The organism is Mesorhizobium sp. CA7, from assembly GCF_020165015.1.
Classification (GTDB): domain Bacteria; phylum Pseudomonadota; class Alphaproteobacteria; order Rhizobiales; family Rhizobiaceae; genus Mesorhizobium.
Window position 1 is genome coordinate 351,809 of sequence record NZ_JAIUHH010000004.1, and the last position, 24,339, is coordinate 376,147.

Genomic DNA, 24,339 nt, shown 5'->3' on the forward strand with positions numbered 1-24,339 from the left:
GAAGTGATGGATCGCCGATCCATACTGGAAGGGCTCACTCGATGACCTTGTTCGCCGCAGCGCGATTGCCGCGTGAGATCTTGTTCGGCAAAGGCCAGCGCCAGGTGCTGCCGCAGGTCGCATCCAGGCATGGCAAGCGCGCGCTCGTCTGCACGGACGAGCGCTTCGCGGCAACGGCCATATTCGGCGAGATGATGGCCGCGCTGAGCAATGCCTCTGTTGAAATCCTTGTCCATGACCGCACGCTGCCGGACGTGCCTCGGGACAGCGTCGCGGTCTGTGTTGCCGAGGCGAAGGATTTCAAACCCGACATGATCGTTGGGATCGGTGGCGGAAGCTGCCTCGACATGGCCAAATGCGCGGCGCTGCTGATCAGTCATGGCGGCAGGCTTCAGGACTACTATGGCGAGTTCAAGGTCCCGGGCCCAGCACTGCCGCTGATTGCCGTGCCGACCACCGCCGGCACCGGCTCGGAGGTGACTCCGGTAGCCGTCATTTCCGATCCGGAGCGCCTGCTGAAGGTCGGCATTTCAAGTCCCCACCTCATCGCCGCCGTCGCGCTGTGCGACCCGGAGCTGACCGCGACCTGCCCGCCCGCGCTCACGGCAATTGCCGGCGCCGATGCCCTGACGCACGCCATCGAAGCCTTTACGGCGGCGAGGCGCGGAACCGATCCGACACTGCCGCAGCAGCACGTCTTTGTGGGCAAGAGCGCTCTCACCGACCATTTCGCGCTATTGGCCGTCAAGCTTCTTGGCCGCAGCCTGGAAAGGGCCTACCGGGACGGTGCGGACGAGGATGCGCGCGCCGATGTGATGATGGGCGCCTTGGCGGCCGGCTGCGCCTTCGGCACGGCCGGGACGGCCGCCGCCCATGCCGTGCAGTATCCGGTTGGGGCGCTCACCCACACGCCGCATGGGTTGGGGGTGGCGACCATGCTTCCCTATGTGATGAACTACAACTTGCCCGCCGCCGCCGGCGAGCTTGCCGAGGTTGGTGCCGCGCTCGGTCTTCCCCATGCCGACATTGAACTCAAGGACAGGGCTTCCGCGGCGATTGCAGAGGTCTCACGGCTTTTCGGCGCGATCGGCATCACACGGACGCTGGCTGAGCTGGGCCTGCCTGCCGGCAAGATCGAGTGGACCGCCGAGCAGGCGCTCGGCATCGACCGCCTGATCAAGAACAACCCCCGCCCTTTCGACGCCGCCGCGATGCGACGGCTGGTGCAAGCGGCCTATGACGGCGACATGCCCGCCGTTCTGATGTGAAACAGGAGACACCTGATGAACGCTTCTCCAGGGCTTTTGGACGAGGACGAGGTCTCCGAATATGCCACGTTCTCACACGGGCTCTATATTGGCGGGCAATGGCGGCCCTCGTCGGACGGGCGCGTTATCGAGGTGGTCGATCCATCGACGGAATCCGTTATCGCAGCTGTTCCCGATGCTACGCTCGCTGACGCCGCGGCCGCCGTCGACGCCGCGGCCAAGGCGGCGGCTGCCTGGCGCGAAACTGCCCCACGCAAACGGTCGGAGATCCTGAGACGTTGCTTCGAACTGATGACCGAGCGGGCGGAAACGTTGGCCGTGCTGATTTCGTTGGAGAACGGCAAGGCGCTGCGCGATGCACGCGGCGAAGTCGCTTATGCGGCCGAGTTCTTTCGGTGGAACGCCGAGGAAGCGGTTCGCATCAGCGGCGAGTTCGGCCTTGCGCCTTCCGGCGCAAACCGTATCGTCATCGACTACCAGCCGATAGGCATATGTGTGCTGATCACGCCATGGAATTTTCCAGCTGCCATGGCCACACGCAAGATCGCGCCGGCGCTCGCAGCCGGCTGTACCGTGATCCTGAAGCCCGCCAGCGAAACGCCGCTGACTGCCTATGCGCTTGCCGCGCTGTATGAGGACGCCGGCGTCCCGCCCGGTGTCGTGAACGTTCTCACCACGTCCAATCCGGGACCACTGACCGCTGCCATGCTGGCCGACCCGCGAGTGCGCAAACTCTCGTTCACCGGCTCCACCGGCGTTGGGCGCGTTCTTCTGGCCGAAGCCGCCAGGCACGTCATCTCCTGTTCGATGGAGCTTGGCGGCAACGCTCCCTTTGTCGTGTTCGACGACGCCGACCTGGAGGTCGCGCTCGACGGAGCGATGATTGCCAAGATGCGCAACGCCGGCGAAGCATGCACTGCCGCCAACCGGCTTTATGTCCAGGCGGGTATACATGATGCGTTCGCGGAGGGACTGCGCAAGCGCATGGCCGCCCTCAAGGTAGGCCCCGGCACGGACGTCGAGACCGAATGCGGCCCGATGATCACTCGCAAAGCCATCGAGAAAATCGACCGGCTCGTCAAAGACGCGGTTCGTCGCGGTGCAAAGGTGCTGTGCGGAGGCGCAGCCTCGGATGACAAGGGCTATTTCTACCCGCCGACGGTTCTTTGCGACGTTGCCCCGGATGCGGAGATGGCGCACGAGGAAATATTCGGTCCCGTCGCTCCAATCATGCGCTTCGACGATGAGGCCGAAGTCATCGCACGCGCCAACGACACCGAATACGGGTTGGCGGCCTACATCTACACGCGCGATCTGGCCAAGGGCATGCGCGTGGCATCAAGGATCGAGTCGGGTATGATCGCGCTGAATCGGGGCCTGATGTCCGACCCTGCGGCTCCCTTCGGCGGCGTCAAGCAGAGCGGCCTGGGACGCGAGGGCGGGCAAAAGCACGGCATCAGCGAGTTCCTGGAAGCCAAGTATATCGCCGTGACGATGTGAGGGCGCAGGCGTGACCAGGGATCCCTTTCGCATCCGCGACCACGTTACGGAGTTCGACGATATCGTCGCCGAGATCGTTCGCCGCAGCGCGGAGACCCGGGCGAAAATCCCGATCGTCGCCGATGTCGCCTACGGACCGGACGCCGCCGAAACCGTCGATCTGTTCTTTCCCCTCGGAAAACGCGATCGCCTGCCGGTGCACATGTTCATCCACGGCGGCTACTGGCGCATGTTCTCCAAGCGCGATTATTCCTATGTCGCGGACACGGTGACGCGGGCGGGCGCGATCGCGATCATCGTCGACTATTCACTGATGCCCTCGGTGAGGATGGCCGCCATCGTCGAGCAGGTGCGCCGAGCCAAGCGTTGGGTGCTCGAGCACATCGCCGAGCATGGCGGCGATTGCGGCCGCCTGACGGTCAGCGGGCACTCCGCCGGCGCCCATCTGGCGACGATGCTGTTCAACGATGACGGCCGATCATCAAGCGTCAAAGGCGCGCTGCTGCTTGGCGGCTTGTACGAGCTGAAGCCTCTGCAGACTTCCTTCCTTGCCGCCGAGATCGCCATAACGGACGAGGAGGCCGCCAGCCTGTCGCCGCTGACACATCGCTTCGATCCCGCCGTAAAGGTCGAGATTGCGGTTGGAGCCGAGGAAACGCCGCCGTTCCACAGCCAGGCCGAGGCATTTGCGAAGCATCTGCGAAAACAAGGGCTGGCAGTTTCTCAAACCGCCCTCTCCGGTGCCAATCACATGAGCAGCGTTCGCGACCTTGGAGTGAGTGGAACCGAGGCATCGGATCGTCTGGCCAAGCTCATCGCCACATAGAGCCCTATCCAGATACCGGGCCGCTGGCCTGCGAAGTGGAATGCTGCGCTCAATCCCGCTCAAGCGGCGCAGGCCGCAAGCGCGCCGGCTCCATGGGGCGGCTATGGCGACAAAAGCGTCAAACCGTACGAGACCGTAGCCGCTCAAAAAGTTCCCCGCCTTGAAGGCTGCCGTCGCCCGAACCGTCAGATGCGCAAGCTGCCGCGCGTCAGTCGCGCGATATGGACAGCCCGGCGAGAAGCGGCGCGTGCGCGGCAAGCCTGCGGGATAAGACCTCGGTGAAGAGCCGCACGCGCTTCGTCTTGCGGGACTCCCCCTGCGTGAGAAGCCAGAGCGTTCCGTACATGTGTAGGTCGGTTCCCGGCACCCTCACCAGTAGAGGGTCGGCATCGCCCACGAAGCACGGCAGCGTGGTCATCCCGAGCCCTTGCCGGACGGCAACGATCTGCGCCTCGCCGTCCGTGGTTCTGAATGGAACCCCGGTGGTGCGAACCTCGCCGTCGCTCGCCCAATCCGGAATTCCATGAATGCTTATGACGATCCATCGGATCGGATCAGGCGCGCCCGCACGCCACGCGGCCAGCCGATCGCGAGACATATAGACGCCGCCGAACACCTCCGGCCCCTTCAGGCCGTGAAGATTGAGCGGCAGGGTTTTGCGGTCGTAGACAACGCGGATCGCGACGTCGGCCTCTCGGTTGGTCAGATTTGCCAGCTCGCCGGACGACAAGATGTCCATCTCGATGTCCGGATGCAGACGCGCGAACTCGGCGAAGTCCGGCATGAGCAGGTGTGTCGCGAGCGGCGGCGCCAGCGTCACCCGCAGAAGCCCGCGCACGCTCTGGTCTCGCCCAAAGATGCGCGTCTCCAGCAGGTGCGACGACGCTTCCATCTGATCCGCGAACTCAAGGACCTCCTCGCCCGCAGCCGTCAGGCGGTAGCCCGAAGGCAGCTTTTCAAACATGTGCACCCCGAGGCGTTCCTCGAGCTGGGCGATGCGTCGCAGCACGGTCGAGTGGTTCACACCGAGGCGCTCAGCGGCAGCCCGCACGGAGCCTCCGCGCGCGACGGCAAGAAAGTGGCGAACGTCATCCCAGTCGATCATGGTGCAATCCAGCACCGCCGAGGTGCGCCTTCCAAGCGTGTGTCCAATACATCGAACAGCATCTCGTATGTGAGTAGCACGGGCGATCGTCATAGCCCACGCTGACAATGCGACCCATTCCGAACAGCGGACACCGATCGTCGCGGCTGGCGTCAGTCGTCCAGCCGGATCGATTTCGCACCACCGATGTGCGCGCTTGTGCACTCAAAGCCCGATGCCGGCGGACCCATCTCGGAGTTCTCGGGGCCCTTCCCCGAACAACCAAAGATGGAGCCTGAAAGGACAAATCATGGGAAAGCTCGACGGTAAGGTTGCAGTCGTCACGGGTGGATCGAGCGGCATGGCGCTGGCGAGCGCCAAGCGGTTCGTTGAGGAAGGCGCCTATGTCTTCATCACGGGCCGGAAACAACAGGCGCTCGATGAGGCTGTCAAGGCGATTGGCCGGAACGTAACCGGCGTGCGCGGCGACGCGGCCAATCTCGACGATCTCGACCGCCTTTTCGACACGGTGAAACGGGAAAAGGGCAAGATCGACGTCCTGTATGCGAGCGCCGGCATGGGCGAGTCCGTCCCGCTGGGCGAGATTACCGAGCAGCATTTCGATGCGACCTTCGGCCTGAATACGCGCGGCACGCTGTTCACTGTGCAAAAGGCGTTGCCGCTGTTCAATGATGGCGGCTCGATCTTCATGACCGGATCAGTTGCTTCGCTGAAAGGTTTCCCCGGCTACAGCGTGTATGCGGCGAGCAAGGCTGCGTTGCACGCATTCGCCCGCGGGTGGCTCAACGAGCTGAAGGGCAGGAATATCCGGGTGAACGTGCTGCACCCGGGGCCGATCGCCACACCGATGCAGGACCAACTTCTCACCGAGGAGGCGAAGCGGATGTTCGAATCCCTGATACCGCGGGGAAAGATGGGGCGTCCTGAGGAAATTGCGGCGGCCGCGCTGTTTCTGGCGTCAGACGATTCGAGCTTCGTGAACGGGCTGGAGCTGTCTGTCGACGGCGGCTTCTCGGCCATCTGAAAGGGCCGGGAAATCAATATCAACACGGATCGGAGAAGCATTGTGAGCTATGCAATTGTAGGATTCGGCGCGGTAGGCCAGGCCCTCGCCCGCGCCTTCGCCCGCAAGAACATCGACGTGGCCGTCGCGAGCCGCCAGCCGCCCGAGGCATTGGCGCCGCAGGCTCGAGCGATTGGACCCACGGTAGTCGCCAAGTCGCTGCGGGAAGCACTCGAGGCCGACACAATCATCTTGGCGGTCCCTTTCGGGGAGCATCGCGAGGTTGCGAAGGGCCTGCCGAGCTGGAACGGCAAGACGGTCATCGACGCGATGAATGCGTTTCCTGTACCTGAAGAGCTGGACAGCCTCCCGTCCTCCGCCTTCGTGGCGAAGTCATTCACCGGCGCCAAGTTCGTGAAAGGCTTCAATCACCTCATTGCGGCCACCCTGGCTGCCGATCCGGTCGTCGAGGGCGGCCACCGGGTGGTCTTCCTGTCGAGCGACGACGAGGACGCGACCGCTCCCGTAGCGGCCTTGGCCAAACAACTCGGGTTCGCACCGGTCAAGCTGGGAAGGCTCAACGAGGGCGGCGCGCTGGTGCACGCACGCGGCCGCATCTGGGGCCGGCTCATCTTCCAGGATTTGTTCAAGAAGGAGCAGTAATCGGTGTACGACCGTGTGATTTGGCCCGAGAAGCACGACCCCAAACGTCGGCGATCTATGCTCTCAACGGCATAGACGTGAAAGCGCCCCCAGAAGTGGTATGGAAACTGCTGGTCGATGCTGAGAACTGGTCGAGCTACTTTCCTCCTGAAGACCAGGTCAAAATCCTGAGCGGCGAAAGGGAATTGGCGCGCGGGACCAAATACAGCCGAGTGACCGTCGGATTCCCGATGAGCCTGGTTGTTACGGAGTGCGAGCCCTTCCGCCGACTTGCGTGGGCAACGACTGTCGATGGTGATGACACCGGCTCGAGCGCGTATCATGGCTGGGTCATCACTCCCACGGATGATGGCTGCCACGTGCTGACCGAGGAAACGCAGCAGGGGCCTTGGTTCCTTGAAGAACTCGGGCGCAAGCATCCCGGCGGGCTCTATCGCTATCACCAGGAATGGGTCGAACGCCTCGCCGGCGCGGCGGAGGCGAAAGTAGAAGTCAAGGCAGGTTAACCTTGCGGGTCCTTAGGCTTGGGCTGCCCAGCGCCTCAGCACATTGAGCGGACAGAGAAACATTGTGCGCCCTCGAGCGCTTCATCCGCTCCTTGGGGCCTGTCCACACCGCGGGCCCTTCCAAGGAAGGCAGCCAGTTCGACGAGGTCCGGCCACCAAGTCGCTGGCCGGCTCAGATCTCGAGCAGCGCATAGGGCCGGCCCGTCGGCTTCGCGACGTGCATGGCGACATTGTAGACTTTCGCGCCGCCGGGAGTTTGACCTTCGAAGGTGCCTCGATGCGCGTGACCGTGCACGACGGCGCTCACCTTGAACCGGTCGATCGTTTCGGCCAGCCGGGAAGAGCCGAGGAACGGGAAGATTTCAGGCGGCTCGCCAGCGACCGTTTCCGCGATCGGGGCGTAGTGAAGCACAACAAGCGTCCGCTTGGCGCGGACTTGCCGCATGGCGTTTTCCAGCCGCATCGCCTCGCTGACGCTCTCGGCCACCATGGCCTTGATTGCCGGCTCACCGAAGGACCCGAGCATCCTCGAGCCGAACCCGCCAACAAAACCTTTGACGCCGACAAAGCCGACTTCCATCAGTTCCGTCGCCTGTCCGTCGAGGAGGTAAACGCCGGCCTGGCGAAGTGTCGCCGCTATCTGCTCGGCGCAACCGGATTCGTAGTCGTGGTTGCCGAGCACCGCGACCACGGGAATCGAGCAGGCCCGGAGATCCTCCGCCAAAAGCTCGGCCTCCTTCGGCTTGCCGAGATTGGTGAGGTCGCCGGTAAGCACCAGGACGTCGGCTTCGCGCGAAACCTCGCCGAACAGGTCGCGATGGGAGGTCTGGGCATCTTCCTGAACATGCAGATCGCCCACCGCGGCGACTTTGATTTTGCCGTTTCCGCTCGTTTTGTTTGCCCTGCTTTGTTCAGCCATCGTGAAATTCTCCAACGCCGCCGACACCGGCAAAGCCCCATTCCTTGACATCGATCTCGTAGTCGACCTGCGACAGCAGTCGACCGCGGCAGATCTTCATTCTCGGTGAAGGCAATTGCCGCTGCCTGGCGAGCCGGTCGAGCAGATCGTCAAGCAACCAATCGGGAATGCGGTCCCGTTCGCTGGGATAGATCCAGCGGAAATTCAGCAACTGCATCAGCAGCACCTCCCAGTGAATGTCGAGATAAGACAGCAGCCTTTGCCAGTCGATCTGCTCATGTGCCTTGAGGATGGTATGGGCGATATCGGCGCCGTCGTGCCGTCCCCTGTCCTGGATGAAGCATTTCGACCAGATAAGTTCCGTAGGTCCGATGATCCTGACCCGGCTGCCCAGTAGCTCGACCTGCCGGGCATGCTCCAGCCACTGGTCCTCGACCTGCATGGTGCCGTTGGCGGAAGCAAAGATCACGTCGAAGAAATGCGGACCTTCGAAGACCTTCCCCAGCCAGCGATCGTCCTCGATCACGACGGCGTAGCCGATATCCTTGAAATGGGCGAGGATGCGCGGACAATCGCCTGCCTTGCAGAAGATATCGAGGTCCTTGGTCTGGCGCACGACGCCGGTATAGGCGCTCACCGCATATGTCCCGGCAACCAGAAAAGGAATGTCGGTGGCGGCGAGCTCGCGGATCGCGTGCGTATAGAAAGCTTCCGCCTCTGCGCTCTTCAGCGTCGGCTCCGCCTTGGCGTCGATCACAGGCAGCGTCGCCAGCACGCCCGGCAACTCGTCATCGGCCATCGACCGTTGCTCCGAGCTCAAATCTTCATCCGGGATGTAAACAGCAACCTGACCGGCTGGTTCCGTCGCCGGCGACTGTGGGTGAGCCTCACCTCAGTCCCCTTGCTTGCGGTATAGGCGCTCGGTTGCACGATCGCTCTCGCGGCGTTCGGCCGGTCCTCGGTGCCGGCGAGTCAAAAGAGCATAAACGAGCACGAGCAGGAGAATAATCGGCCCGCCGATCACGACGAAGGCCCACAGATCGATGCCGAGCATGGCTTTTCCTTCCCGGTTGGAGGCGGTCGGTCGTCCGGCTAACCGAGTTGGCGGCCAAATGTTCCGCCCACCGTCCGTGCGAGGCGACAGTCAAGCCGATCTCGACTCACGGCCGTGCCCATGCTCGACGAGACGGAACGTAGCGGTCGCGTCCAGGTTTACTGAAGAAGCGCTCTCCATGGAGAATGGGATCGCTGAAGGCCTTCCGCAGGCATTGCGGAGCCAATTGAAAGCCCGGTCTGCTTACCCTCGTTGGTGACACAGGAGCGCAGACCGGGCCTGCCTCGGTGAGGGAACTAAGGCCGCCGCAGTCTGCGCCACGATCGGTCGCGCCGCCTTAACATAGGTTGTTGTCGCAAACGCCGATTGAAGGATGATGCCGTGTCCGATCACCGTTTCAGCGGCAAAGCGGCCATGCGCTATCGCAGCAAACGTTTTCGCAAACCGGTCGTGGTGCAGCCAGGTCGCATCGACCGTGACCGCGTCGTCGTGTCGGTGCTGGATGCGGCTGACGTGCTTTTGCACGATTGGCCCAAGCCTGATTTGAGGACACGGCACCGCGCGATCCAGGCCTGCCTTGCGGTGTTGCGCAATCAGGAGCCGCCAAGGGTCGCACGCCAGGCTTTCATCGCTGCTGCCGAGGACGCCAGAATATTGCTTGGCGACCAGAGCTGAGATCAGACGCATCCCGGCGGGTCCGCCATGGGCGAGCCGAGATTTTGCCCGCCCCGGCCTGAGCAGCAGCCCAGCGGGATCGTTCCAGCAAAAGGCGGCTCCCCACGATGGCCATGCCGTTTCTCCGATCAGGCGCTCGGTACGCCGGCGGGTGCGAGGGGGGACTCCCGAACCGCACCGAGCCGCATGTTCCGTGCAGCGGCCGACGGAACGTTTACCGGCGGACGTTGTTCTTCAACCAGGAGGAACGGTGATGGCCGACGACAAGAACAAGCGCGATTTCCGCGACCGCGACCGCGTATCGGGCGATGAGGAATATGAGGTCGCGTATTTTGCGCGGAAATTCCAGCTGACGATGCCCGAAGCCCGGGAGCTTATTCGCAAACACGGCAATGACCGCGCGACGCTGGAGCGCGAAGCCAAGGCGCTCGGTTCCCGTTAGCCCTGAATGACCTGGCGCGGATGCGTCTGGCTGAAGCCGCCGGCGAAGGGAATGCGCGCGCAAAGCCAGTGTGATTGACCGAAGCGCCAACGTCTCCAGACGTGTCGTTGCACCGCTGAAGCTTCAAAGAATTTCCACCTCCCTCTCATGGGTTAATGCGCGACCGTGAGACCGGGAGCATTCGTTGGCTGCAAGAGAAATAAAGCGCGGCTTAGGGAGGTGCGGCGTGATCAAATATCATCCTGTCCGTCTGAACGAACTCATCGAGCACTATATGGAAACGCGTTCCTCGCACCGCTCGCCGGTGTCGGTGGCCGCGGCCACGCGGGCCATCCTGACTGTCATGCCGGATTGCTCGATAGCGTCTCCTCAATTGAGCAACATGATCGCGCGGTCGGCCGTCAAGCACGGACACGCCGTCAGCTTCGACTTGATGTCGGTCTAATCCGGCGAGGATCTCTCAAGGGGCCGCAAGGCCGGCGCGCCATGTCCAGCGGGTGACGCGCCGGATTGGTCAGCAGTGGGCTTGTCCAGCTGCGATTGGCAACACGAGAGGGGCGCGGCTGCGTCGTAGCCGGTGGCGGACACGCGCGGCAGCCGCTTCTCAGCGCTTGGCTCACGACGCATGGTCAATCGGCGGCTCCGGCCGTCGAGATCGGTCATGTCCATTTCGACGCGATCTTGACCAGGCGCTTCCAAGGCCTCTTGGCTGGCCGCAACGGGATCAATAGCCGTGAAACCGAGCGCGAAAATCGCGGCTGTGATATCCTGCTCAGGAAAATACGCGTCTCCAGGACGGCGCGCGAGCATCGGCGACTTTCTCGTCCATATGCGCTTCCTGCGCGCAGTCGTCCGCGGCAAATGGACGTTAACATAGGTAAGGTCGTTGCCCGATCGTTCTGTGTATCACCGACAAGAAGGATAAGGATGAGGCGGCCTCTGATCCGGAAGCTCGAGAAGTTCACGCGGCTCTCGCAAGCCGACAAGGACATGCTGCTCAGAATAGCGGCGCAACGGGTTCGACGTTTCGCCGCGCGCGAGGATATCATCCACGAGGGCGAGAAGCCCGAATTCATCAATCTGATCAGCGAGGGCTGGGCCTGCCGCTACAAGACCCTCGAAGACGGCCGGAGGCAGATCATCGCATTTTTCCTGCCTGGGGACCTGTGCGATCTGAATGTCTTCGTCCTGAAGGAAATGGACCACTCTATCGGCGCCATCACGCCGGTCGTGGTGTCGGAAATCTCGCGCACGGCCTTCGACGAGATGATGATCGGGCATCCGCGCATCACGCAGGCACTGTGGTGGGAATCGCTCGTCGCAGCGGCGATACAGCGCGAGTGGACGGTCAATCTCGGGCAGCGCGATGCACTGGAGCGCATGGCGCATCTATTATGCGAGCTGTTCATCCGGCTGGAGGCCGCCGGCTGCACGAGCAACAGCAGTTGCGAGTTCCCGCTGACGCAGACGGAACTGGGCGAGACGCTGGGCATGTCGACGGTTCATGTGAATCGCACACTGCAGGAGCTGCGCGCCTCGAACCTCATCGTGCTGAAGGACAGGACGCTGACCATTCCCAACCTTCAAGCATTGCAGGACGTCGCCCTGTTCAATCCCAATTATCTGCATCTCGATCGCGAAGGCAGGCATCTCGATGCCAATGAAGAGTGATGTCAAAGGGTCCGCCCAAAGAGCCGCTTGAACGCAGCCTGGCCGAGGTCCAGGCGGCCCTGCACGAGCATGCGAGTGCCGAAGCGGGGCTGCGCGCAAGCGAGGAGAACCTGCAGGATTTCGGAGAGGCCGCCTCGGACGTGCTTTGGATTCGCAACGCCGAGACGCTGCAGTGGGAATATCTGAGCCCGGCTTTCGACGCCATTTACGGCATGAGCCGTGAAAAGGCCCTAGCCGGCGACAACTTCGCCAGCTGGATCGACCTTGTCCTGCCTGAAGACCGCGAGCATGTGCTGGCCCAGATCGAGCGCATTCGCGACGGCGAAAGCGTCACCTTCGAATACCGTATATGCCGGCCGGCCGACAATGAGACACGCTGGCTGCGCAACGCCGATTTTCCGATGCGCGATGAAGCGGGAAAGGTCGCCCAGATCGGAGGCATCGGTCACGACATCACGCATCAGAAGGAATGCGAGGAACAACACCAGGCCCGCTTCGCCGAATTGCAGCATCACGTGCGCAACACGCTGGCCATCATCCGCTCGATCGTGCGGCGCACGATGGAGAAGAGCGAATCCCTGGACGAAGCCGCGGCCCATCTGGAAGGCCGCATCAACGCCTTCGCCCGGGTCCAGGCGGCCATCACACGCCGCCCGTCGATCGGCATCAGTCTGGCATTGATCGTGGCGGAAGAATTGCGTGCTGCGGGCGGCCGGGAAGGCGAGAACCTGACGATCGAAGGTCCGGCCTTGACGCTTGCACCCAAGGCCGCCGAGACAATGGGGCTGGCCATTCACGAGTTAGCGACCAACGCCCTGAAATACGGAGCACTGTCTAGCCGCGCGGGCCGCATCGACATCCAATGGCAGCTGAAAGAGGACCTGCTCCATTTCAAATGGATGGAGAGCGGATCCCACGATTTCAAACCCGTCGAGCGGCGCGGCTTCGGCTTGGAGGTCCTGGAGCGCACCTTGCCGTACGAGCTCGGAGCGACGGTGGACTTGCGGCTCGCGCCGAGCGGGCTCAATTTCACGGCTGTCATTCCGCTCGAGGCCATCGGCGGCCAGTAGCACGACCACCGCTGTCGGCGACATGGTTGCCGCCCTCTTCCAGACTAGGCGCGATGACCGTCAGCTGCTTCTGGAAAAGCGAGCCTCGTCCTCGTCCCTTTGCCGGCCGCCAAGCACTCCCGCAACGGCCGCGATGAAGGCGCCGATCACCAGCGACAAAGCGCCAACCAGAGCAGTGGTGGCGCTTGCCTTGCGGGCCTTGTCGGCGGCCGCCTTGGCTTTGTTCTTGGCATCCTCGACGCTAGCGAGGACGTCGTCCACCCGCTTCTGCGCATCGGCTTGTGGCAGGCCCGTCCGCGATGCCACCAGGCGGGCAAGATATGCCTTGTCATTCGCGCTCATTTCGCCGTTCGCAGCGCTGATTGCCAGTATGCGTGTTGCCTGCCCAGCGGCATCGGCATTGTTCTGAGGCGTGCCGGCCGGTGGTGTTGCAGCGGCTGCGTTATCGGCCGGCCGGAACAACGCGTCGACGAAATATCCAGCCAAATCATTGGCGGATGGCGACTGCGCCGACGAGGCCTGCGAAGCTGCACCGGCTGCGGCGCCGCTCAACAAGCCGGTCGTCGCCTGGGCGCCAGTGCCGACAATTCCCGAGATCGCCGTACCAAGGACGGTGGCCACCAGCAAGGTGGCAAGCGCCCAGGCCAGGAACCCGTGAGCGGTATCGCGGAAATACACCTCATCGGTATGAACGTTGACCCACTTGGTGCGAAGCCGTCCGGCAACATAGCCGCCAAGCGCGGATGACAGCCATTGCACTATGACCAGCCAGACCGCGGTCGACACGGCGAAAGTCGTCAGCGAAGCGCCGCCCCAGGGCGACATCATCGTCAGACCAAGCCCGGAACCGACGAGCATGAGGACGAGCGTCAGAGTGGCCGCGGCGAAAGCGCCCGCCACGATGGGTCCCCAATTGACGGCAGACGAAGATGTTTCGACCGCGGCTTCGTCGACCGCGGAAAAGGCATTGGTCATTGTCCGCTCCTACCGCGCGAAAAGCATCAAAAGGATAATGATCGGAATCGGAACGCCGAGCAGCCAGAGTAGAATACCTCGTCCCATTTCTTCCTCCTGCAAGTAATCTTCAGTGCCTGTAGGTAATTCCCGGATTCGGCTTTCGTTCCACCCGCGAGCAGAGCTCTGAGACAAAGGCCGGTTTCGCCTCGACTCCGAGCGCTTGATTGAGGCAAAGGCCTGTCCCCGTTGTGTAAAAGGGGCCGATCCTCATCGACGAATTCACCGGCTCCTCTCTTGCCCGCTGACCGGGCTTCGCCATGGTCGACCGATCAGAAACCCGCCCGGCCAGAGCTGGCGGATTCCATTTTGGCCTTTTGAAACGCCACAAGTCTGTCGCGGAACAAAGGCCGGGAATAGCGGTTCGGGCCCGATCAAACAGCAAGGAGCCTTCAGCCATGAGCTTGCGTATGTTGCTCGTTCCATCGACGGCCGTCGCGTTGATGCTTGCCCTTCCGGCCTTCGCGGCCGACGACGCGCAGACCTTCGTCGACAAGGCTGCCATCGGCGGGATGTTCGAAGTGGATTCCAGCAAGATCGCGCAAGACAATGCGAAGGATCAGCAGATCAAGGATTTCGCCAAGCGGATGATCACCGACCACGGCGCGGCGAACGCCAAACTGCAGAAGATCGCCGCCGAGCAGAAATTGCAGGTACCGACGGGATCCGATGCGGAGCATAAGAGCGATCTGGAACGGTTGCAGAGCACGACGGCCTCGCTGGATCAGCCTTACGTGGAGATGCAGCGCAAGGCACATGCGGACGCGGTCGGCCTGTTCGAGGCCTATGCCAAGGACGGAGACAATCCCGCGCTCAAATCTTTCGCGGCGGAAACCCTGCCGACACTGAAAATGCATCAGGACATGATCGAGAAGATCGCCCGCGCCAGCGCGAGCATGCCGGCGGTCAAATCGGCATCGACACCCAAACCACCCGCTCCGGTTCCCGGCGCAAACAGCTTCACCGAAGCGCAGGCGAAGAAGCGCATCCAGGATGCCGGCTATGCGGACGTGTCAGCGCTCGCCAGGGACGAGCAGGGCATCTGGCGTGGCCAGGCGACGAAGGACGGCAAGGGCACCTCCGTTGCACTCGATTATCAGGGCAACGTCTTCGCCGGCCAACAATAGACAGGAGAACCGACATGCAAACGATGACCGCGCTGTTCGACGACTATGACGACGCCGCTGACGCGGTAGGCGAGCTGGAATCCATTGGCGTCCCGTCATCCGACATCAGCATCATGGCCAACAATGCCCGCGGCTGGTATCGAAACACGCAATCCCCGGCCGCCGAGGATGCCGCCAGCGGCGCCGGTATCGGCGCGGTCGTGGGCGGCGCCGGAGGCTTGGCAACAGGCCTGGGCGCCATGGCAATACCGGGCGTCGGGCCGGTCGTCGCGGCCGGCTGGCTGGCGTCGACAGCCGCGGGCGCCGTCGCCGGAGCGATTGTGGGCGGCGCGGCCGGCGGCATTATCGGCAGCCTGACCGATGCCGGCGTGCCGGAGGAAGACGCGCATGTCTATGCCGAAGGCGTCCGCCGCGGCGGCACGCTGGTGACGGCTCGCGTCGAGGACGACCTCGCTTCGGAAGCCCGGGAAGTCCTTCACAGCTCCGCGTCGGTCAACGTCGCCGACCGCCGCAGCGAATATGAAGCGGGCGGGTGGGCAGCCTTCGATCCGGCTGCCGGCAGTTATTCAGCTGAGGATGTCGAGCGGGAAGCGGCGCGCCGAAGGACGACCTAACCTCGCCGTCGGCGGCCACAACAGACGCAAAGCCAGCCAGGAGTTCGACATGAGACGGGTGCTTCTGCCACTGATATTGGCTGCGGTGGTCCTGGTGCTCTGTTATTGGGCCTTCGTCTATGTCGGCACAGGCTGGCAAACAGCGCCCGTCAAACGGACGCCCGAGCAAAACCAGGGCGGGAACGCGCCGCAGGATACCTCGCCGGCCGCCGGCGTCACGAAGAATCCGCAGGATGCCAGCAAGATGCCGGGGGTTCAGTGACAGTTCGAGCGCGATATCCGTTCTTTCCTGGAGGCCTACTCGCGCGCGATGAATTTGTTGAAGCGGCTGATGGCACCCTCCGCGGTCATGTCCTGGTGGACGAACGCCAAATTGTCGTCGTCCAGCACTTTGAAGAAGTCTTCCCATTCGATCGGCCTCAGATCTTCGTCGCCTGCGCCGAAATCGACCCGCAGGATCGCGCCCTTCCCCGGCCCGGCTACGACGGCAGGCCTGCCCTCGCGCGCCTCGATCCAAGCTCGGATCACTTCGTGATTTGAGGTCGTCATAGCCTCGCTCATTGCGGCCTCCTGGTTGACAGTTCCCGCTATCTCAGAGGAACCCGAAGATATCCCGCTTGTTCCCCTGCGCCCGGTTCGGGAGCCACGCGGCGATCCAGACGAAGAAGGCCCGCTGCCTGCATGCGGCAACGGGCCATGGGCCTGATGGGACCCTGGATCGCTAGAGGGAGGGCGATCGGCTTTCGAACCGGCAGGCGACAGAAATGTTCCGGAGAAAGTTTCACGTTTCCAGCGCGTCGGGTACTGGGAAAATTTTCTTCGGCATTTTCGGTGTCGCCTCGCGCCCGCTGAAATGATGTTGCCGAACGAGCAATCGGACGAATGTTTCAGCCGGCGGAGCGGGCTTGCCCTAGCTTGCGCTATCTTGGACCTTCATCCGATCCTTCCCCTGCCCCGGTCGCTTGGGCACTGTCCGATTTTGCCCGCGAGAACACACGAACCGGCGCTTGCCTCGGTGCTGGGGCGCGAGATTTTCGGCGCCACCATCGCGGCAGAAACTCGGCAATCAGGCTTTGAATTATGCCCTTCATCCGATCGCCCATGGAAGGTTTGGAGACGAACAACTGCCGGCCATGATTGTTCCGCATCGTCGCTATCGGAACGTCCCAGTCGGCAATCAATGCGGGCGGGCTTTGCGCGTCCGCAACGCTATCGCGGCATCGAGCTTACGCGCCAGTGCCAACATTCGAGACGGTGCATTCTCGCATCTCAGCGCCTCCAACGCGACGCTCGTCTCGCGCTCCGGCGTCGTGATCTTGGAGGGCTCCTCCTCCGATCCGAGCACTTGACGAATCTTGCGTGTCACGGCCGCTCCCCTAACATGGGTTAATGCCTGCCCCACTAACCCACTGACAGGAAAAAGGTTCCTGTCTCGCCAGTCTGCTGGACCGACGAACTTCCTCTCGGGGCAGCTGTCCCGAATATCGTCGGCGCAGCCTATTGCCTGCCGAAGCTTATCAGGAACTCTCCAGCGCCTCTCGGGTCTGCTCAGGCGCCTCGCGGGTCGGAAAGTGGCCGACGCCCGGCAGAAGCTCACGTTCGTAGCTTGCCGAGAAATATTCCTCCTTGCCTTCGGACGAACCCGGCAGAACGACGCGGTCGTCATCGCCATGAAGGACCAGTGTCGGCACCGAGATGACCTCCGCCTCAACCTGCTTGCGCGCGAGTTCAGCGTAGCGCGGATCGGGATCCGCCTCCCCCCAGCGCACGCGGTAAGAATGCAGCGTCACGTCCGGCCAGTCCGGATTTTTGAAAGACCTCGCCACACGTTCAAACAGCGCGTGGTCAAACCAGCCTGGCGGGCTCCAACTGCCCCACTGGAATCGCGCGAAGGAGTGGCCGTGCTGTCGCACGAACTCCTCGCCGCGCTCGGTCGCCATGAACCACTGGTACCAGAAGGCCCTCGCCTGCTCCAAAGGCGGCGTCGGAAGCGAGCCGGGCTGCCATCCCAGCGAAAGCGCCGCGCAGCATCTTATCCTCTGCGGAAAGACGGAGGCGAGCAGGTAGGCGATGCGCGCCCCCCAGTCGTGGCCGACAACCGCGAACCGTTCGAGGCCGATGGCATCGGCAAAGTCGAGCGCGTCCTGCGCCATGGCGGCGATCTCGCCTGAGCGCATCGTTTCGCCGGAATGGAACACAGTCCCTCCAAACCCGCGCAGCCATGGCGCGAAGGTGCGAAAGCCCGCGGCATGAAGAAATGGCGACACGTCCGCAAAAGTGGTCGCATCGTCCGGCCAGCCATGAAGGAGCAGCACAGGCGCTCCGTCCTCGGATCCGCCGCTCACATAGGCGACCCGCAGCAGCGGCGTGTCGCAGAAAACAGGCTCGTCCACAGATCCTCCTCAGAGCAGCACATGGCAATGGCCGCCACAACCCTTTGCAATCGGGTTTGTTCCTTGTGACCGCCGGCCCGGCCCGATCCGACGAGGGAACCAACCGTGGTCTTGCCGGTTCGGAAGCCAACAGCGGAGCCTCGCCATGCCCAACGCAGCCGAAATCCTCGTCGACACCCTGATTGCCTGGAACGTCGAAGTCGTGTTCGGCCTGCCCGGCGACGGCATCAATGGCGTCATGGAGGCGCTGCGCAAAAACCGGGACAGGATATCCTTCGTCCAGGTGCGGCATGAGGAATCGGCCGCTTTCATGGCTTGCGCCTACGCCAAATGGACAGGCAAGCTCGGCGTATGCCTCGCAACGTCGGGGCCCGGCGGTACTCACCTTCTCACCGGCCTCTACGACGCCAAGCTCGACCAGGCGCCGGTGCTGGCAATTACCGGCATGCAGTTCCATGACCTGATCGAGACATTCACCCAACAGGATGTCGATCTCACCCGCGTCTTCAACGACGTCAGCGTCTACAACGTCCAGGTCTCGGACGCGGCGCATATGGAGAACGTGGCCAGCCTCGCCTGCCGCACCGCGCTCGCCCGCAGGGGCGTCGCCCATCTTTCAATCGCCAGCGATATCCAGGAACAGCCCGCCGACGCGGCCAAGCGATCCAAGCGCAACCGGCCGGCGCACACGCCGCAGGGCATGTTCGCTCCTCATTGCGTCGCGCAAGACGCGGAGTTGGACAAGGCCGCGGCCATTCTCAACGACGCAGCGCGCGTGGCGATCCTTGCAGGGCGCGGAGCGATCGGCGCAGCAGCCGAGCTTGAAGAATCGGCGCGGCTGTTGCAGGCGCCGGTCGTCAAGGCGCTGCTGGGCAAGGCGGTGCTGCCGGACGACCATCCTTACACCACTGGCGGCATCGGCATTCTGGGCACCTTGCCATCGCAGGAGGCGATGGAAACATGCGACGCCGTCCTCATTGTCGGCTCGACCTTTCCCTACATCGAGTACTACCCCCGGCCGGGCAAGGCGCGTGGCGTCCAGATCGATTGCGATGCGCAGCGCATCGGCCTGCGCTTTCCGGTCGAAGCCGGTCTGGTCGGCGATGCGGCGGAGACCTTGCGCGCCCTCAACAAGCGGCTGAAGCAGAAAGCTGACGGCGAGTTCCTGGCGACGGCGCAAGGCTCGATGCGCAAATGGCGCGAGATGATGCGCCAGTCCGAAGACGACTTGGCTCATCCTCTCAAGCCGCAACGCGTCGCGCGCGCCTTCGGCGAACGTCTTGCGGAGACTGCGATTCTGGCCACCGATTCCGGCCAGAACACGGAGCTTGCCGCCCGTCATGTCGATCTCCGCGCGGGGCAAGCCTTTAGCGTTTCGGGCGCGCTTGCCTCCATGTCCTGCGGCCTCAGCTATGCGATCGCCGCCGGCATTGCCTTTCCCGGCCGCCCTATCGCGGCGATCGTCGGCGATGGCGGGCTCGCCATGCAACTGGGCGAGTTTTCGACGGCCGTGCGCTATGGCATTCCGCTGAAACTCCTGGTCATCAAGAACAACATGCTGAACCAGATCGCCTGGGAGCAGATGATGTTCCTCGGCAATCCCCAATTCGGCTGCGAGCTGCAGCCGATCGATTTTGCCAAGGCCGCCGAGGCGATGGGTGGAAAAGGTTTCAGCATCGAGCGGGCGGAGGAGGTCGAGCGCGTGCTCGACCAGGCTTTCGCCGCCAGCGGGCCGGTGATCATAGAAGCGCTCGTCGACGCCTATGAGCCGATGATGCCGCCGAAAATGCCGCCCGATTACGCCAAGAACTTCCGCAAGGCGCTGCCTCGGACTCCGGGCCGCGACCAGATCGAGGAAAACGTCGCACAGGAGCCAGCCAAGACGATGATGGAGGCCGGCGAATAGGCGGGAATTCTGACACTCGACCTTTCCCGCCAGCGCCGTCGAATGGTCGATGTTCATCTCGGCGGCGGCGGCACCCCGGATCGGGAAATCCTGGCGGCGATGCGGCAGGTTCCGCGTGAAGTCTTGATGGACCGGGCTACGAGGAATGGTCATCAGGGAAACCAGCGCCCGAAATCCAAAAAATCCGAGCGACGCTGATATGGGAGAACGATCCCGGCATCGGCACCCTCTAAGGGCACTTTCAAGGAGCCATGGCGGGACACGGTCGAAGGCGATGTGAAATGACTCCAACATCGCGGCCGGGATCGACCCGAGGCAGAAAGTCCGAACAACAAATAAGCCTGGTTGTTCTTATGGCGCGCATTCCACATGGCAGCATTGTTGGTTTCAGGTGTAATCGACAAGAAGTTATGGATAGCACCTGCCACTCTGGAACATCGACAGGGATTTCTTGTTTGAGACATATCGCAATCGGGCGATCAAACAGGAGACTTCCCCATGATTAGACTTCTCTCGGCTTCGGCTGTCGCAATTGTCCTGGCTACATCCGCAATGGCCCAATCCAGCGGCTCTGGAACCAGTGGCAACGGGTCTGGAACAGGCACCACGACCGGAACCAACGGCATGAACAACAACGGCAATGGCGGCACGGTCGATCCAAACGCCACAAACAGCACGACCACAGCACCGTCCGGCGGCATGGGCGACCGGTGCAAGGACGCGGCGGGCAACGATATCGACAACAATACCGCTAGCGGCAACACCACATCCAACATGCAGAATTGCAACAAGTAGGCGTTTCGCGCCTGTAGCTTTCGCACACCGAGAAGGTCCGCCTGTGTCGAGGACGGGCCTCCTTGGTCACGTTTTTGGATCTAACCGCTGCGCCTCACATCCCTCGGTCCGGAACATAAAGGCAGAAGGAGTGCTGGGAACTGGTGTCGCCTCCGGGCTTGCACTCGTGAAAATATTCGTCGCGTGATCGCTTGATGCGGTGGTCGCTGTAGGGGATCAGCTCGCCGGTCGAGAGTTGGTAGCCGTATTTCGTCTCTTTCACGTCCGAAGGTGGGGCCTGATAGCAATCCACTCCGGCGCAGCAGGAAGGATCGTACTGCCAGCCCGCCGGCGCCTGGTGCGCCGATGCCGGGGCACAAAGAGAACCTGCCAAGAGGCTTGCCGGCAAAACCAGCCAAGCCTTCGTTCGGCGCTGAACGGGCGGGCAACGCGTCATCGCGCCCGCTCGTTTCCGGAAATGTATGCTTGGGGCTTTTCTGTTCATCGTCGGTCCGCCGTTTTACAGCAACCGGATGGTCTCGGAGCCTGGCTACTCGCCGCCTCAATGCCGGAACCGGCGGAGACGATTGCTACCGAACTTAGAATTCAAAGCTATGTTCCAGGGGGCGCGGCCCGCGTTCATTCCTTTACATAGGCGCCGGGCTGACGGCCGCTCCTGGGCGCCTTGGCGTCCTTGGAATGCTCCGCAACAGCGGGACCGGCCCCTGAGCTCTTTTCCGTCGCCGTGCTTGGCGTCGGCTGTCGCGGTGGATTGCGGCCCTCAGATTGACGGGTCTTGTCCTCGACCTCGCCCTGCTTGCGGCTGAGGCCCGGATCGACATGGGGCCTTTCATTGCCGGCGGCGTCCTGGGAAAATTCGTCGCTCGGATCCGGATCGGTATTGGCGGGATATTTCGTGGCGCCGGTCTCGCGACGGTTCTGACGGTTCTTCATGACTCTATCTCCGGTTGGATGAAAGATAACACCGGCGCGAGAGCGGCGTTCCAACAGCTGGGCAGTCCGTTTCAAGTCCGGTGGAACAAACCTCCAGGCATCCGATTAGGCGCAGACAATGCAGTTCAGCCGTGCGAGAGGAGCCAGGCATGGACAGGGAAGAACGCATCAGGCAACGCGCCCATGAGATCTGGGAGCGTGAAGGCCGTCCGGAGGGCCGCCAGCAGGAACACTGGGATCAAGCCGTGCAGGAGATCGAGTCGGAAGGTTCGGAAGTCGAGCGCGGTCCGGTGGCACCCGATCCCGCGGTTGGCGCCGGCTCTGATCCGGCCGCCAACCGGCCAGGCGGCTGAAGCAGGTCGGCCCGGGGATGCGTCGTATCCTAATTGCGCTCGGCATTCTGGTGATCGTTCTGGTCGCCGTTTGGGTCTGGGCTGACCAAAACGGCGGGCGCCCGAGCGGTGGCGCCCAGCAGCCCTCGCCGCACGCTATCGACCAGAATGGCTGAGAGGATCAGCCAGCCTCAGCGCGTCGCCGTATCGCCGGGCTCATGCCGCCTCGCCTTGTCAGGCACCAACCGGCCTGAGTTGGCGCGCAGGCCTCTGAAGAACTCTTCCACATAGGGCAGCAGCTCGAACAGCACGATCACGATCATCACGACGGCAATGTATATCACCGGCAGTTGCTGTTCTTTCCAGGTCAAATCGAAGCGAGCCTTTTCCGTTCCGGCGCCGAACAGCGCCAGGAATTGGCCCCAATGCAGCGCCACCACTATGACCAGCCCCATCAGCGGAATCATTTCCAGAAAGCTGTGCACGTGCTGCTCGACGGGACTCACCGTGCGAGCCGTGATCGCATAGCGGACGTCCCATATCGCCGTCGCTTCGTGAATGAAGAAGGTGACGATCATCACGGCGATGACCAGGGCGTTTACCTCCAGGAACATTGCCGCAAGCAGCGGGATTCCAACCTCGGCGAACATCAGCAAGTGAATGAGCGATTCCTTCGCACCGGTCGTCGATTCGATATGGGTGGCGCGATGGCAGAGCCAGTCGGCAAAGCCCGCAACCAGCCAGACCGGCAGGATGAAGTACATCAGGATGAGGACCATGGGATCGGCCAACACGCCGCAGCTCCCTGTCTGCCGCCGTTCTTCGCGTCGCGCCTGAACTTTGCAGCCTCGCGATCGAGCACGTTCGGCTCGTTGCCGTATTTCAGGATCAGCGCCAGCGCCAACCCGCTTGGAATTCTCGTTCTTTCCGCAAGGTCGCGGATACGGTCGGTATCTTGGCGCTCGCTGTCTTCCCTGGAAGCTTCGCCCTGCGGCGTCATGGGTCCTCGTTCCCGGCCGACTCCCGCCTGGTGTCGAACCGCCGGCCGGCGGAATGGTTCCATAGCTGTCAGATCCGGCGCGGCGAACCGCCGGAACGGTTCACCCATCGCCGCGTTCTACCAGTTGGCTTTCCTGCGACCTCATGAATACACGCGTCGGTTGCGACGCGACCACTGAGATCTCACCAACGTCAAAACATGAATTTCAGAATATGAACTAAGGAGCTTCGTGTGCGAAACCTCAGGGGACTTCACCTCTTGATCGCGGAGGACGAGTGGCTGCTGGCCAGCGATCTGGCGACCTTCTTCGCTGGGATGGGCGCTATCATCCTCGGACCGGCAGCGACAGTGGAGCAGGCCGGGCGACATGCAAAAGCGGCGGACGCAGCGATTCTGGATGTCAACCTGCATGGTCGCCTCGTCTTCCCGGTCGCGGACGAATTGATGCGGCGCAACGTGCCCTTCGTCTTCTTCAGCGGTTACGACGAGATCGCCATCCCCGAGCGTTTGCGTTTCGCGAGCAGCCTGAGCAAGTCCTCGAACGGCGCCGCCGTGGTCGATGCGCTGTTCCCGCCGGAACCCTTTGCGGAGCCGGTGACCGTCGCGCAGCCGGCGCCCGCGGCGGAGGACGTCGTTGCGCTGCTCCCCAAGCTCCGGCTCACCGCGCGTCTGCTGCTGGACGATGCCGGCGCTTCCGACCGCCTTGTCGAGCACACTTTGGAGCAGGCGCTTGAAGACATCGACAAAAGGCCCGAGGGGTCATCGATCGCCGACTGGCTGAACACCATCATGCGCAAGATAGCGCGGCTGCGCGGAGCTTGTCTGCTGCACTAATCGCAGGCAGCCGGGCCGCCGGCGACCTGCGCTCGCCTGGCGACCAGCATTCTCAATGGGTCAGGCAGCTTCTGAGCCAGGCAATGATCCGGTTGCCTTTTATGATCCGACGGACCCGCGCGGCAGCCCAGCTGGCCTGCATCGTCGCGCCGGCATGACAGCTGCACACGACGTCATGCAATTGCCAATCGGACAATTCGAAAAAGCGCTTCGCCTCGCCGTAGGTGTCGGACTGCAAACCGGCCGCGCGCAGCAACGGATCATCGAAAGCAACCGCGAGCGGCGATCCGTCCGCCCGCACCTGTTCGCGAACCTCGGGATCGACATATTCGGTGCCCGTCAGCGCGGAGAGACACCGAAGCGGATTGCGGTCCAGCAGTTCCGCCCACCGCTCGATCCGCTGCGTTCTCGTGGCAAGGGGGATCAATCCAAGCCGGTCGACGACTGCCACCGATTGAAGTTCATATGAGGTCTGATGCTTCATTGCTGTCTCCTGTGGTTTTGGCGGCGACATCTGTAAAGCGGCGCGGCAGGCCTGCCGGGCCTGAAGCCCGCGCTTGCAAGGGACAGGCGCAGACCGATCAGGTGTTGCCCACCGATCTTCGACAAACGCCTGGCATGGCGTCTGAGGCGAACCCCAACTGCCAGTCATCCCCTATGTTCCCGCCATCCTTCGCGACGAGCCTGGC

General features: G+C 62.8%; 30 protein-coding genes. 18 read left to right on the plus strand and 12 right to left on the minus strand.

Annotation, left to right across the window (positions count from 1 at the left end; translation table 11 throughout):
- Positions 1 to 41 precede the first annotated feature (41 nt).
- Genes LB552_RS11735 through LB552_RS11745 form a run of 3 tightly spaced genes read left to right on the plus strand, consistent with a single transcriptional unit; the run spans position 42 to position 3,594 of the window.
- Positions 42 to 1,268 carry an iron-containing alcohol dehydrogenase gene (locus LB552_RS11735; protein WP_224605550.1) on the plus strand — a complete coding sequence of 409 codons (1,227 nt, stop codon included), beginning with the start codon at positions 42 to 44 and terminating at the stop codon, positions 1,266 to 1,268.
- A 15-nt stretch (positions 1,269 to 1,283) separates the two neighbouring features.
- Positions 1,284 to 2,768 (plus strand): NAD-dependent succinate-semialdehyde dehydrogenase, encoded by a 1,485-nt coding sequence (locus LB552_RS11740; protein ID WP_224605551.1) that lies wholly within the window; start codon positions 1,284 to 1,286, stop codon positions 2,766 to 2,768.
- Between the two features lie 10 nt (positions 2,769 to 2,778).
- Complete coding sequence (locus LB552_RS11745) at positions 2,779 to 3,594, plus strand: alpha/beta hydrolase (RefSeq protein ID WP_224605553.1); 816 nt, start codon at positions 2,779 to 2,781, stop codon at positions 3,592 to 3,594.
- A gap of 208 nt (positions 3,595 to 3,802) precedes the next feature.
- Here the strand turns inward: LB552_RS11745 and LB552_RS11750 are convergent, their stop codons facing one another.
- Positions 3,803 to 4,699 carry a LysR family transcriptional regulator gene (locus LB552_RS11750; protein ID WP_224605556.1) on the minus strand — a complete coding sequence of 299 codons (897 nt, stop codon included), beginning with the start codon at positions 4,697 to 4,699 and terminating at the stop codon, positions 3,803 to 3,805.
- Between the two features lie 289 nt (positions 4,700 to 4,988).
- Between LB552_RS11750 and LB552_RS11755 the strand changes: the two genes are divergently transcribed.
- The 3 genes from LB552_RS11755 to LB552_RS11765 all read left to right on the plus strand — a co-directional run bounded on the left by LB552_RS11755 (position 4,989) and on the right by LB552_RS11765 (position 6,871).
- Positions 4,989 to 5,723: an SDR family NAD(P)-dependent oxidoreductase gene (locus tag LB552_RS11755; RefSeq protein WP_224605559.1), complete on the plus strand. Its 735-nt coding sequence runs from the start codon at positions 4,989 to 4,991 to the stop codon at positions 5,721 to 5,723.
- 42 nt (positions 5,724 to 5,765) lie between these two features.
- Positions 5,766 to 6,365, plus strand: coding sequence for an NADPH-dependent F420 reductase (locus LB552_RS11760; protein ID WP_224605562.1), 600 nt, complete (start codon positions 5,766 to 5,768; stop codon positions 6,363 to 6,365).
- Between the two features lie 77 nt (positions 6,366 to 6,442).
- On the plus strand, positions 6,443 to 6,871 hold the full coding sequence (locus LB552_RS11765) for an SRPBCC domain-containing protein (RefSeq protein ID WP_224605573.1): 429 nt from the start codon (positions 6,443 to 6,445) through the stop codon (positions 6,869 to 6,871).
- 172 nt (positions 6,872 to 7,043) lie between these two features.
- Here the strand turns inward: LB552_RS11765 and LB552_RS11770 are convergent, their stop codons facing one another.
- From LB552_RS11770 to LB552_RS11780, 3 genes are all read right to left on the minus strand, one after another.
- On the minus strand, positions 7,044 to 7,790 hold the full coding sequence (locus tag LB552_RS11770) for a metallophosphoesterase (protein WP_224605575.1): 747 nt from the start codon (positions 7,788 to 7,790) through the stop codon (positions 7,044 to 7,046).
- Positions 7,783 to 8,589: a hypothetical protein gene (locus LB552_RS11775; RefSeq protein WP_095768838.1), complete on the minus strand. Its 807-nt coding sequence runs from the start codon at positions 8,587 to 8,589 to the stop codon at positions 7,783 to 7,785. Before LB552_RS11775 ends, LB552_RS11770 begins: the two co-directional genes overlap by 8 nt.
- Before the next feature lie 93 nt (positions 8,590 to 8,682).
- Positions 8,683 to 8,844 (minus strand): hypothetical protein, encoded by a 162-nt coding sequence (locus LB552_RS11780; protein WP_181174855.1) that lies wholly within the window; start codon positions 8,842 to 8,844, stop codon positions 8,683 to 8,685.
- 366 nt (positions 8,845 to 9,210) lie between these two features.
- Here LB552_RS11780 and LB552_RS11785 point away from each other — a divergent pair, with 366 nt between their 5' ends.
- The 3 genes from LB552_RS11785 to LB552_RS11795 all read left to right on the plus strand — a co-directional run bounded on the left by LB552_RS11785 (position 9,211) and on the right by LB552_RS11795 (position 10,406).
- On the plus strand, positions 9,211 to 9,519 hold the full coding sequence (locus tag LB552_RS11785) for a DUF982 domain-containing protein (RefSeq protein WP_224605578.1): 309 nt from the start codon (positions 9,211 to 9,213) through the stop codon (positions 9,517 to 9,519).
- Positions 9,520 to 9,772: 253 nt separating this feature from the next.
- Positions 9,773 to 9,961 carry a DUF3606 domain-containing protein gene (locus LB552_RS11790; RefSeq protein WP_095768840.1) on the plus strand — a complete coding sequence of 63 codons (189 nt, stop codon included), beginning with the start codon at positions 9,773 to 9,775 and terminating at the stop codon, positions 9,959 to 9,961.
- A 226-nt stretch (positions 9,962 to 10,187) separates the two neighbouring features.
- On the plus strand, positions 10,188 to 10,406 hold the full coding sequence (locus tag LB552_RS11795; protein ID WP_224605581.1) for a hypothetical protein: 219 nt from the start codon (positions 10,188 to 10,190) through the stop codon (positions 10,404 to 10,406).
- On the opposite strand, the gene LB552_RS11800 is transcribed toward LB552_RS11795, so the two are convergent.
- Positions 10,403 to 10,771 (minus strand): hypothetical protein, encoded by a 369-nt coding sequence (locus tag LB552_RS11800; RefSeq protein ID WP_224605584.1) that lies wholly within the window; start codon positions 10,769 to 10,771, stop codon positions 10,403 to 10,405. The genes LB552_RS11795 and LB552_RS11800 overlap by 4 nt on opposite strands.
- Positions 10,772 to 10,888: 117 nt before the next feature.
- On the opposite strand from LB552_RS11800, the gene LB552_RS11805 reads away from it, so the two are divergent.
- Positions 10,889 to 11,632: a Crp/Fnr family transcriptional regulator gene (locus LB552_RS11805; protein ID WP_224527746.1), complete on the plus strand. Its 744-nt coding sequence runs from the start codon at positions 10,889 to 10,891 to the stop codon at positions 11,630 to 11,632.
- Entirely contained in the window at positions 11,632 to 12,702 is a 1,071-nt protein-coding gene (locus tag LB552_RS11810; RefSeq protein WP_224605600.1) for a sensor histidine kinase, read from the plus strand. Before LB552_RS11805 ends, LB552_RS11810 begins: the two co-directional genes overlap by 1 nt.
- Before the next feature lie 60 nt (positions 12,703 to 12,762).
- Here LB552_RS11810 and LB552_RS11815 read toward each other — a convergent pair whose 3' ends face one another.
- Complete coding sequence (locus LB552_RS11815; protein ID WP_224605603.1) at positions 12,763 to 13,677, minus strand: hypothetical protein; 915 nt, start codon at positions 13,675 to 13,677, stop codon at positions 12,763 to 12,765.
- Between the two features lie 437 nt (positions 13,678 to 14,114).
- Between LB552_RS11815 and LB552_RS11820 the strand changes: the two genes are divergently transcribed.
- Genes LB552_RS11820 through LB552_RS11830 form a run of 3 tightly spaced genes read left to right on the plus strand, consistent with a single transcriptional unit; the run spans position 14,115 to position 15,719 of the window.
- Positions 14,115 to 14,843: a DUF4142 domain-containing protein gene (locus LB552_RS11820; RefSeq protein ID WP_224605964.1), complete on the plus strand. Its 729-nt coding sequence runs from the start codon at positions 14,115 to 14,117 to the stop codon at positions 14,841 to 14,843.
- Positions 14,844 to 14,857: 14 nt separating this feature from the next.
- A complete protein-coding gene (locus LB552_RS11825; RefSeq protein ID WP_224605605.1) occupies positions 14,858 to 15,457 on the plus strand; it encodes a hypothetical protein in 600 nt (199 codons plus the stop codon).
- 49 nt (positions 15,458 to 15,506) lie between these two features.
- Positions 15,507 to 15,719 (plus strand): hypothetical protein, encoded by a 213-nt coding sequence (locus tag LB552_RS11830; RefSeq protein ID WP_224605608.1) that lies wholly within the window; start codon positions 15,507 to 15,509, stop codon positions 15,717 to 15,719.
- Positions 15,720 to 15,754: 35 nt separating this feature from the next.
- Here LB552_RS11830 and LB552_RS11835 read toward each other — a convergent pair whose 3' ends face one another.
- Both LB552_RS11835 and LB552_RS11840 read right to left on the minus strand, forming a co-directional pair.
- A complete protein-coding gene (locus LB552_RS11835; RefSeq protein WP_224544272.1) occupies positions 15,755 to 16,018 on the minus strand; it encodes a hypothetical protein in 264 nt (87 codons plus the stop codon).
- A gap of 956 nt (positions 16,019 to 16,974) precedes the next feature.
- Positions 16,975 to 17,850 carry an alpha/beta fold hydrolase gene (locus LB552_RS11840; RefSeq protein WP_224605611.1) on the minus strand — a complete coding sequence of 292 codons (876 nt, stop codon included), beginning with the start codon at positions 17,848 to 17,850 and terminating at the stop codon, positions 16,975 to 16,977.
- A 145-nt stretch (positions 17,851 to 17,995) separates the two neighbouring features.
- Here LB552_RS11840 and LB552_RS11845 point away from each other — a divergent pair, with 145 nt between their 5' ends.
- Together LB552_RS11845 and LB552_RS11850 are read left to right on the plus strand one after the other, a co-directional pair.
- Complete coding sequence (locus LB552_RS11845; RefSeq protein WP_224605614.1) at positions 17,996 to 19,756, plus strand: thiamine pyrophosphate-dependent enzyme; 1,761 nt, start codon at positions 17,996 to 17,998, stop codon at positions 19,754 to 19,756.
- Positions 19,757 to 20,380: 624 nt separating this feature from the next.
- On the plus strand, positions 20,381 to 20,551 hold the full coding sequence (locus LB552_RS11850) for a hypothetical protein (protein ID WP_224605617.1): 171 nt from the start codon (positions 20,381 to 20,383) through the stop codon (positions 20,549 to 20,551).
- 618 nt (positions 20,552 to 21,169) lie between these two features.
- Here LB552_RS11850 and LB552_RS11855 read toward each other — a convergent pair.
- Positions 21,170 to 21,484: a hypothetical protein gene (locus LB552_RS11855; protein WP_224605620.1), complete on the minus strand. Its 315-nt coding sequence runs from the start codon at positions 21,482 to 21,484 to the stop codon at positions 21,170 to 21,172.
- Positions 21,485 to 21,633: 149 nt separating this feature from the next.
- Here LB552_RS11855 and LB552_RS11860 point away from each other — a divergent pair, with 149 nt between their 5' ends.
- Positions 21,634 to 21,837, plus strand: coding sequence for a DUF2934 domain-containing protein (locus LB552_RS11860; RefSeq protein ID WP_095768854.1), 204 nt, complete (start codon positions 21,634 to 21,636; stop codon positions 21,835 to 21,837).
- A gap of 170 nt (positions 21,838 to 22,007) precedes the next feature.
- On the opposite strand, the gene LB552_RS11865 is transcribed toward LB552_RS11860, so the two are convergent.
- Together LB552_RS11865 and LB552_RS11870 are read right to left on the minus strand one after the other, a co-directional pair.
- Positions 22,008 to 22,610 carry a diguanylate cyclase gene (locus tag LB552_RS11865; protein WP_224605623.1) on the minus strand — a complete coding sequence of 201 codons (603 nt, stop codon included), beginning with the start codon at positions 22,608 to 22,610 and terminating at the stop codon, positions 22,008 to 22,010.
- Entirely contained in the window at positions 22,580 to 22,816 is a 237-nt protein-coding gene (locus LB552_RS11870; protein ID WP_140844413.1) for a hypothetical protein, read from the minus strand. The genes LB552_RS11865 and LB552_RS11870 overlap by 31 nt, the downstream gene beginning before the upstream one ends.
- Before the next feature lie 258 nt (positions 22,817 to 23,074).
- On the opposite strand from LB552_RS11870, the gene LB552_RS11875 reads away from it, so the two are divergent.
- The gene (locus tag LB552_RS11875) at positions 23,075 to 23,650 is read left to right on the plus strand and encodes a response regulator (protein ID WP_224605625.1); all 576 of its coding nucleotides are present in this window, start codon (positions 23,075 to 23,077) and stop codon (positions 23,648 to 23,650) included.
- 52 nt (positions 23,651 to 23,702) lie between these two features.
- Here the strand turns inward: LB552_RS11875 and LB552_RS11880 are convergent, their stop codons facing one another.
- A complete protein-coding gene (locus tag LB552_RS11880; RefSeq protein ID WP_224605628.1) occupies positions 23,703 to 24,134 on the minus strand; it encodes a hypothetical protein in 432 nt (143 codons plus the stop codon).
- Positions 24,135 to 24,339 lie beyond the last annotated feature (205 nt).

Coding starts and splice junctions, on each gene's coding strand:
- LB552_RS11845 (WP_224605614.1), top strand. CDS start 17,996: ATGCCCAACGCAGCCGAAATCCTCGTCGACACCCTGATTGCCTGGAAC.
- LB552_RS11810 (WP_224605600.1), top strand. CDS start 11,632: ATGTCAAAGGGTCCGCCCAAAGAGCCGCTTGAACGCAGCCTGGCCGAG.
- LB552_RS11805 (WP_224527746.1), top strand. CDS start 10,889: ATGAGGCGGCCTCTGATCCGGAAGCTCGAGAAGTTCACGCGGCTCTCG.
- LB552_RS11740 (WP_224605551.1), top strand. CDS start 1,284: ATGAACGCTTCTCCAGGGCTTTTGGACGAGGACGAGGTCTCCGAATAT.
- LB552_RS11880 (WP_224605628.1), bottom strand. CDS start 24,134: ATGAAGCATCAGACCTCATATGAACTTCAATCGGTGGCAGTCGTCGAC.
- LB552_RS11780 (WP_181174855.1), bottom strand. CDS start 8,844: ATGCTCGGCATCGATCTGTGGGCCTTCGTCGTGATCGGCGGGCCGATT.
- LB552_RS11855 (WP_224605620.1), bottom strand. CDS start 21,484: ATGAAGAACCGTCAGAACCGTCGCGAGACCGGCGCCACGAAATATCCC.
- LB552_RS11735 (WP_224605550.1), top strand. CDS start 42: ATGACCTTGTTCGCCGCAGCGCGATTGCCGCGTGAGATCTTGTTCGGC.
- LB552_RS11775 (WP_095768838.1), bottom strand. CDS start 8,589: ATGGCCGATGACGAGTTGCCGGGCGTGCTGGCGACGCTGCCTGTGATC.
- LB552_RS11870 (WP_140844413.1), bottom strand. CDS start 22,816: ATGACGCCGCAGGGCGAAGCTTCCAGGGAAGACAGCGAGCGCCAAGAT.
- LB552_RS11830 (WP_224605608.1), top strand. CDS start 15,507: ATGAGACGGGTGCTTCTGCCACTGATATTGGCTGCGGTGGTCCTGGTG.
- LB552_RS11790 (WP_095768840.1), top strand. CDS start 9,773: ATGGCCGACGACAAGAACAAGCGCGATTTCCGCGACCGCGACCGCGTA.
- LB552_RS11825 (WP_224605605.1), top strand. CDS start 14,858: ATGCAAACGATGACCGCGCTGTTCGACGACTATGACGACGCCGCTGAC.
- LB552_RS11755 (WP_224605559.1), top strand. CDS start 4,989: ATGGGAAAGCTCGACGGTAAGGTTGCAGTCGTCACGGGTGGATCGAGC.
- LB552_RS11770 (WP_224605575.1), bottom strand. CDS start 7,790: ATGGCTGAACAAAGCAGGGCAAACAAAACGAGCGGAAACGGCAAAATC.
- LB552_RS11800 (WP_224605584.1), bottom strand. CDS start 10,771: ATGCTCGCGCGCCGTCCTGGAGACGCGTATTTTCCTGAGCAGGATATC.
- LB552_RS11815 (WP_224605603.1), bottom strand. CDS start 13,677: ATGACCAATGCCTTTTCCGCGGTCGACGAAGCCGCGGTCGAAACATCT.
- LB552_RS11750 (WP_224605556.1), bottom strand. CDS start 4,699: ATGATCGACTGGGATGACGTTCGCCACTTTCTTGCCGTCGCGCGCGGA.
- LB552_RS11835 (WP_224544272.1), bottom strand. CDS start 16,018: ATGAGCGAGGCTATGACGACCTCAAATCACGAAGTGATCCGAGCTTGG.
- LB552_RS11850 (WP_224605617.1), top strand. CDS start 20,381: ATGAACAACAACGGCAATGGCGGCACGGTCGATCCAAACGCCACAAAC.
- LB552_RS11860 (WP_095768854.1), top strand. CDS start 21,634: ATGGACAGGGAAGAACGCATCAGGCAACGCGCCCATGAGATCTGGGAG.
- LB552_RS11820 (WP_224605964.1), top strand. CDS start 14,115: ATGAGCTTGCGTATGTTGCTCGTTCCATCGACGGCCGTCGCGTTGATG.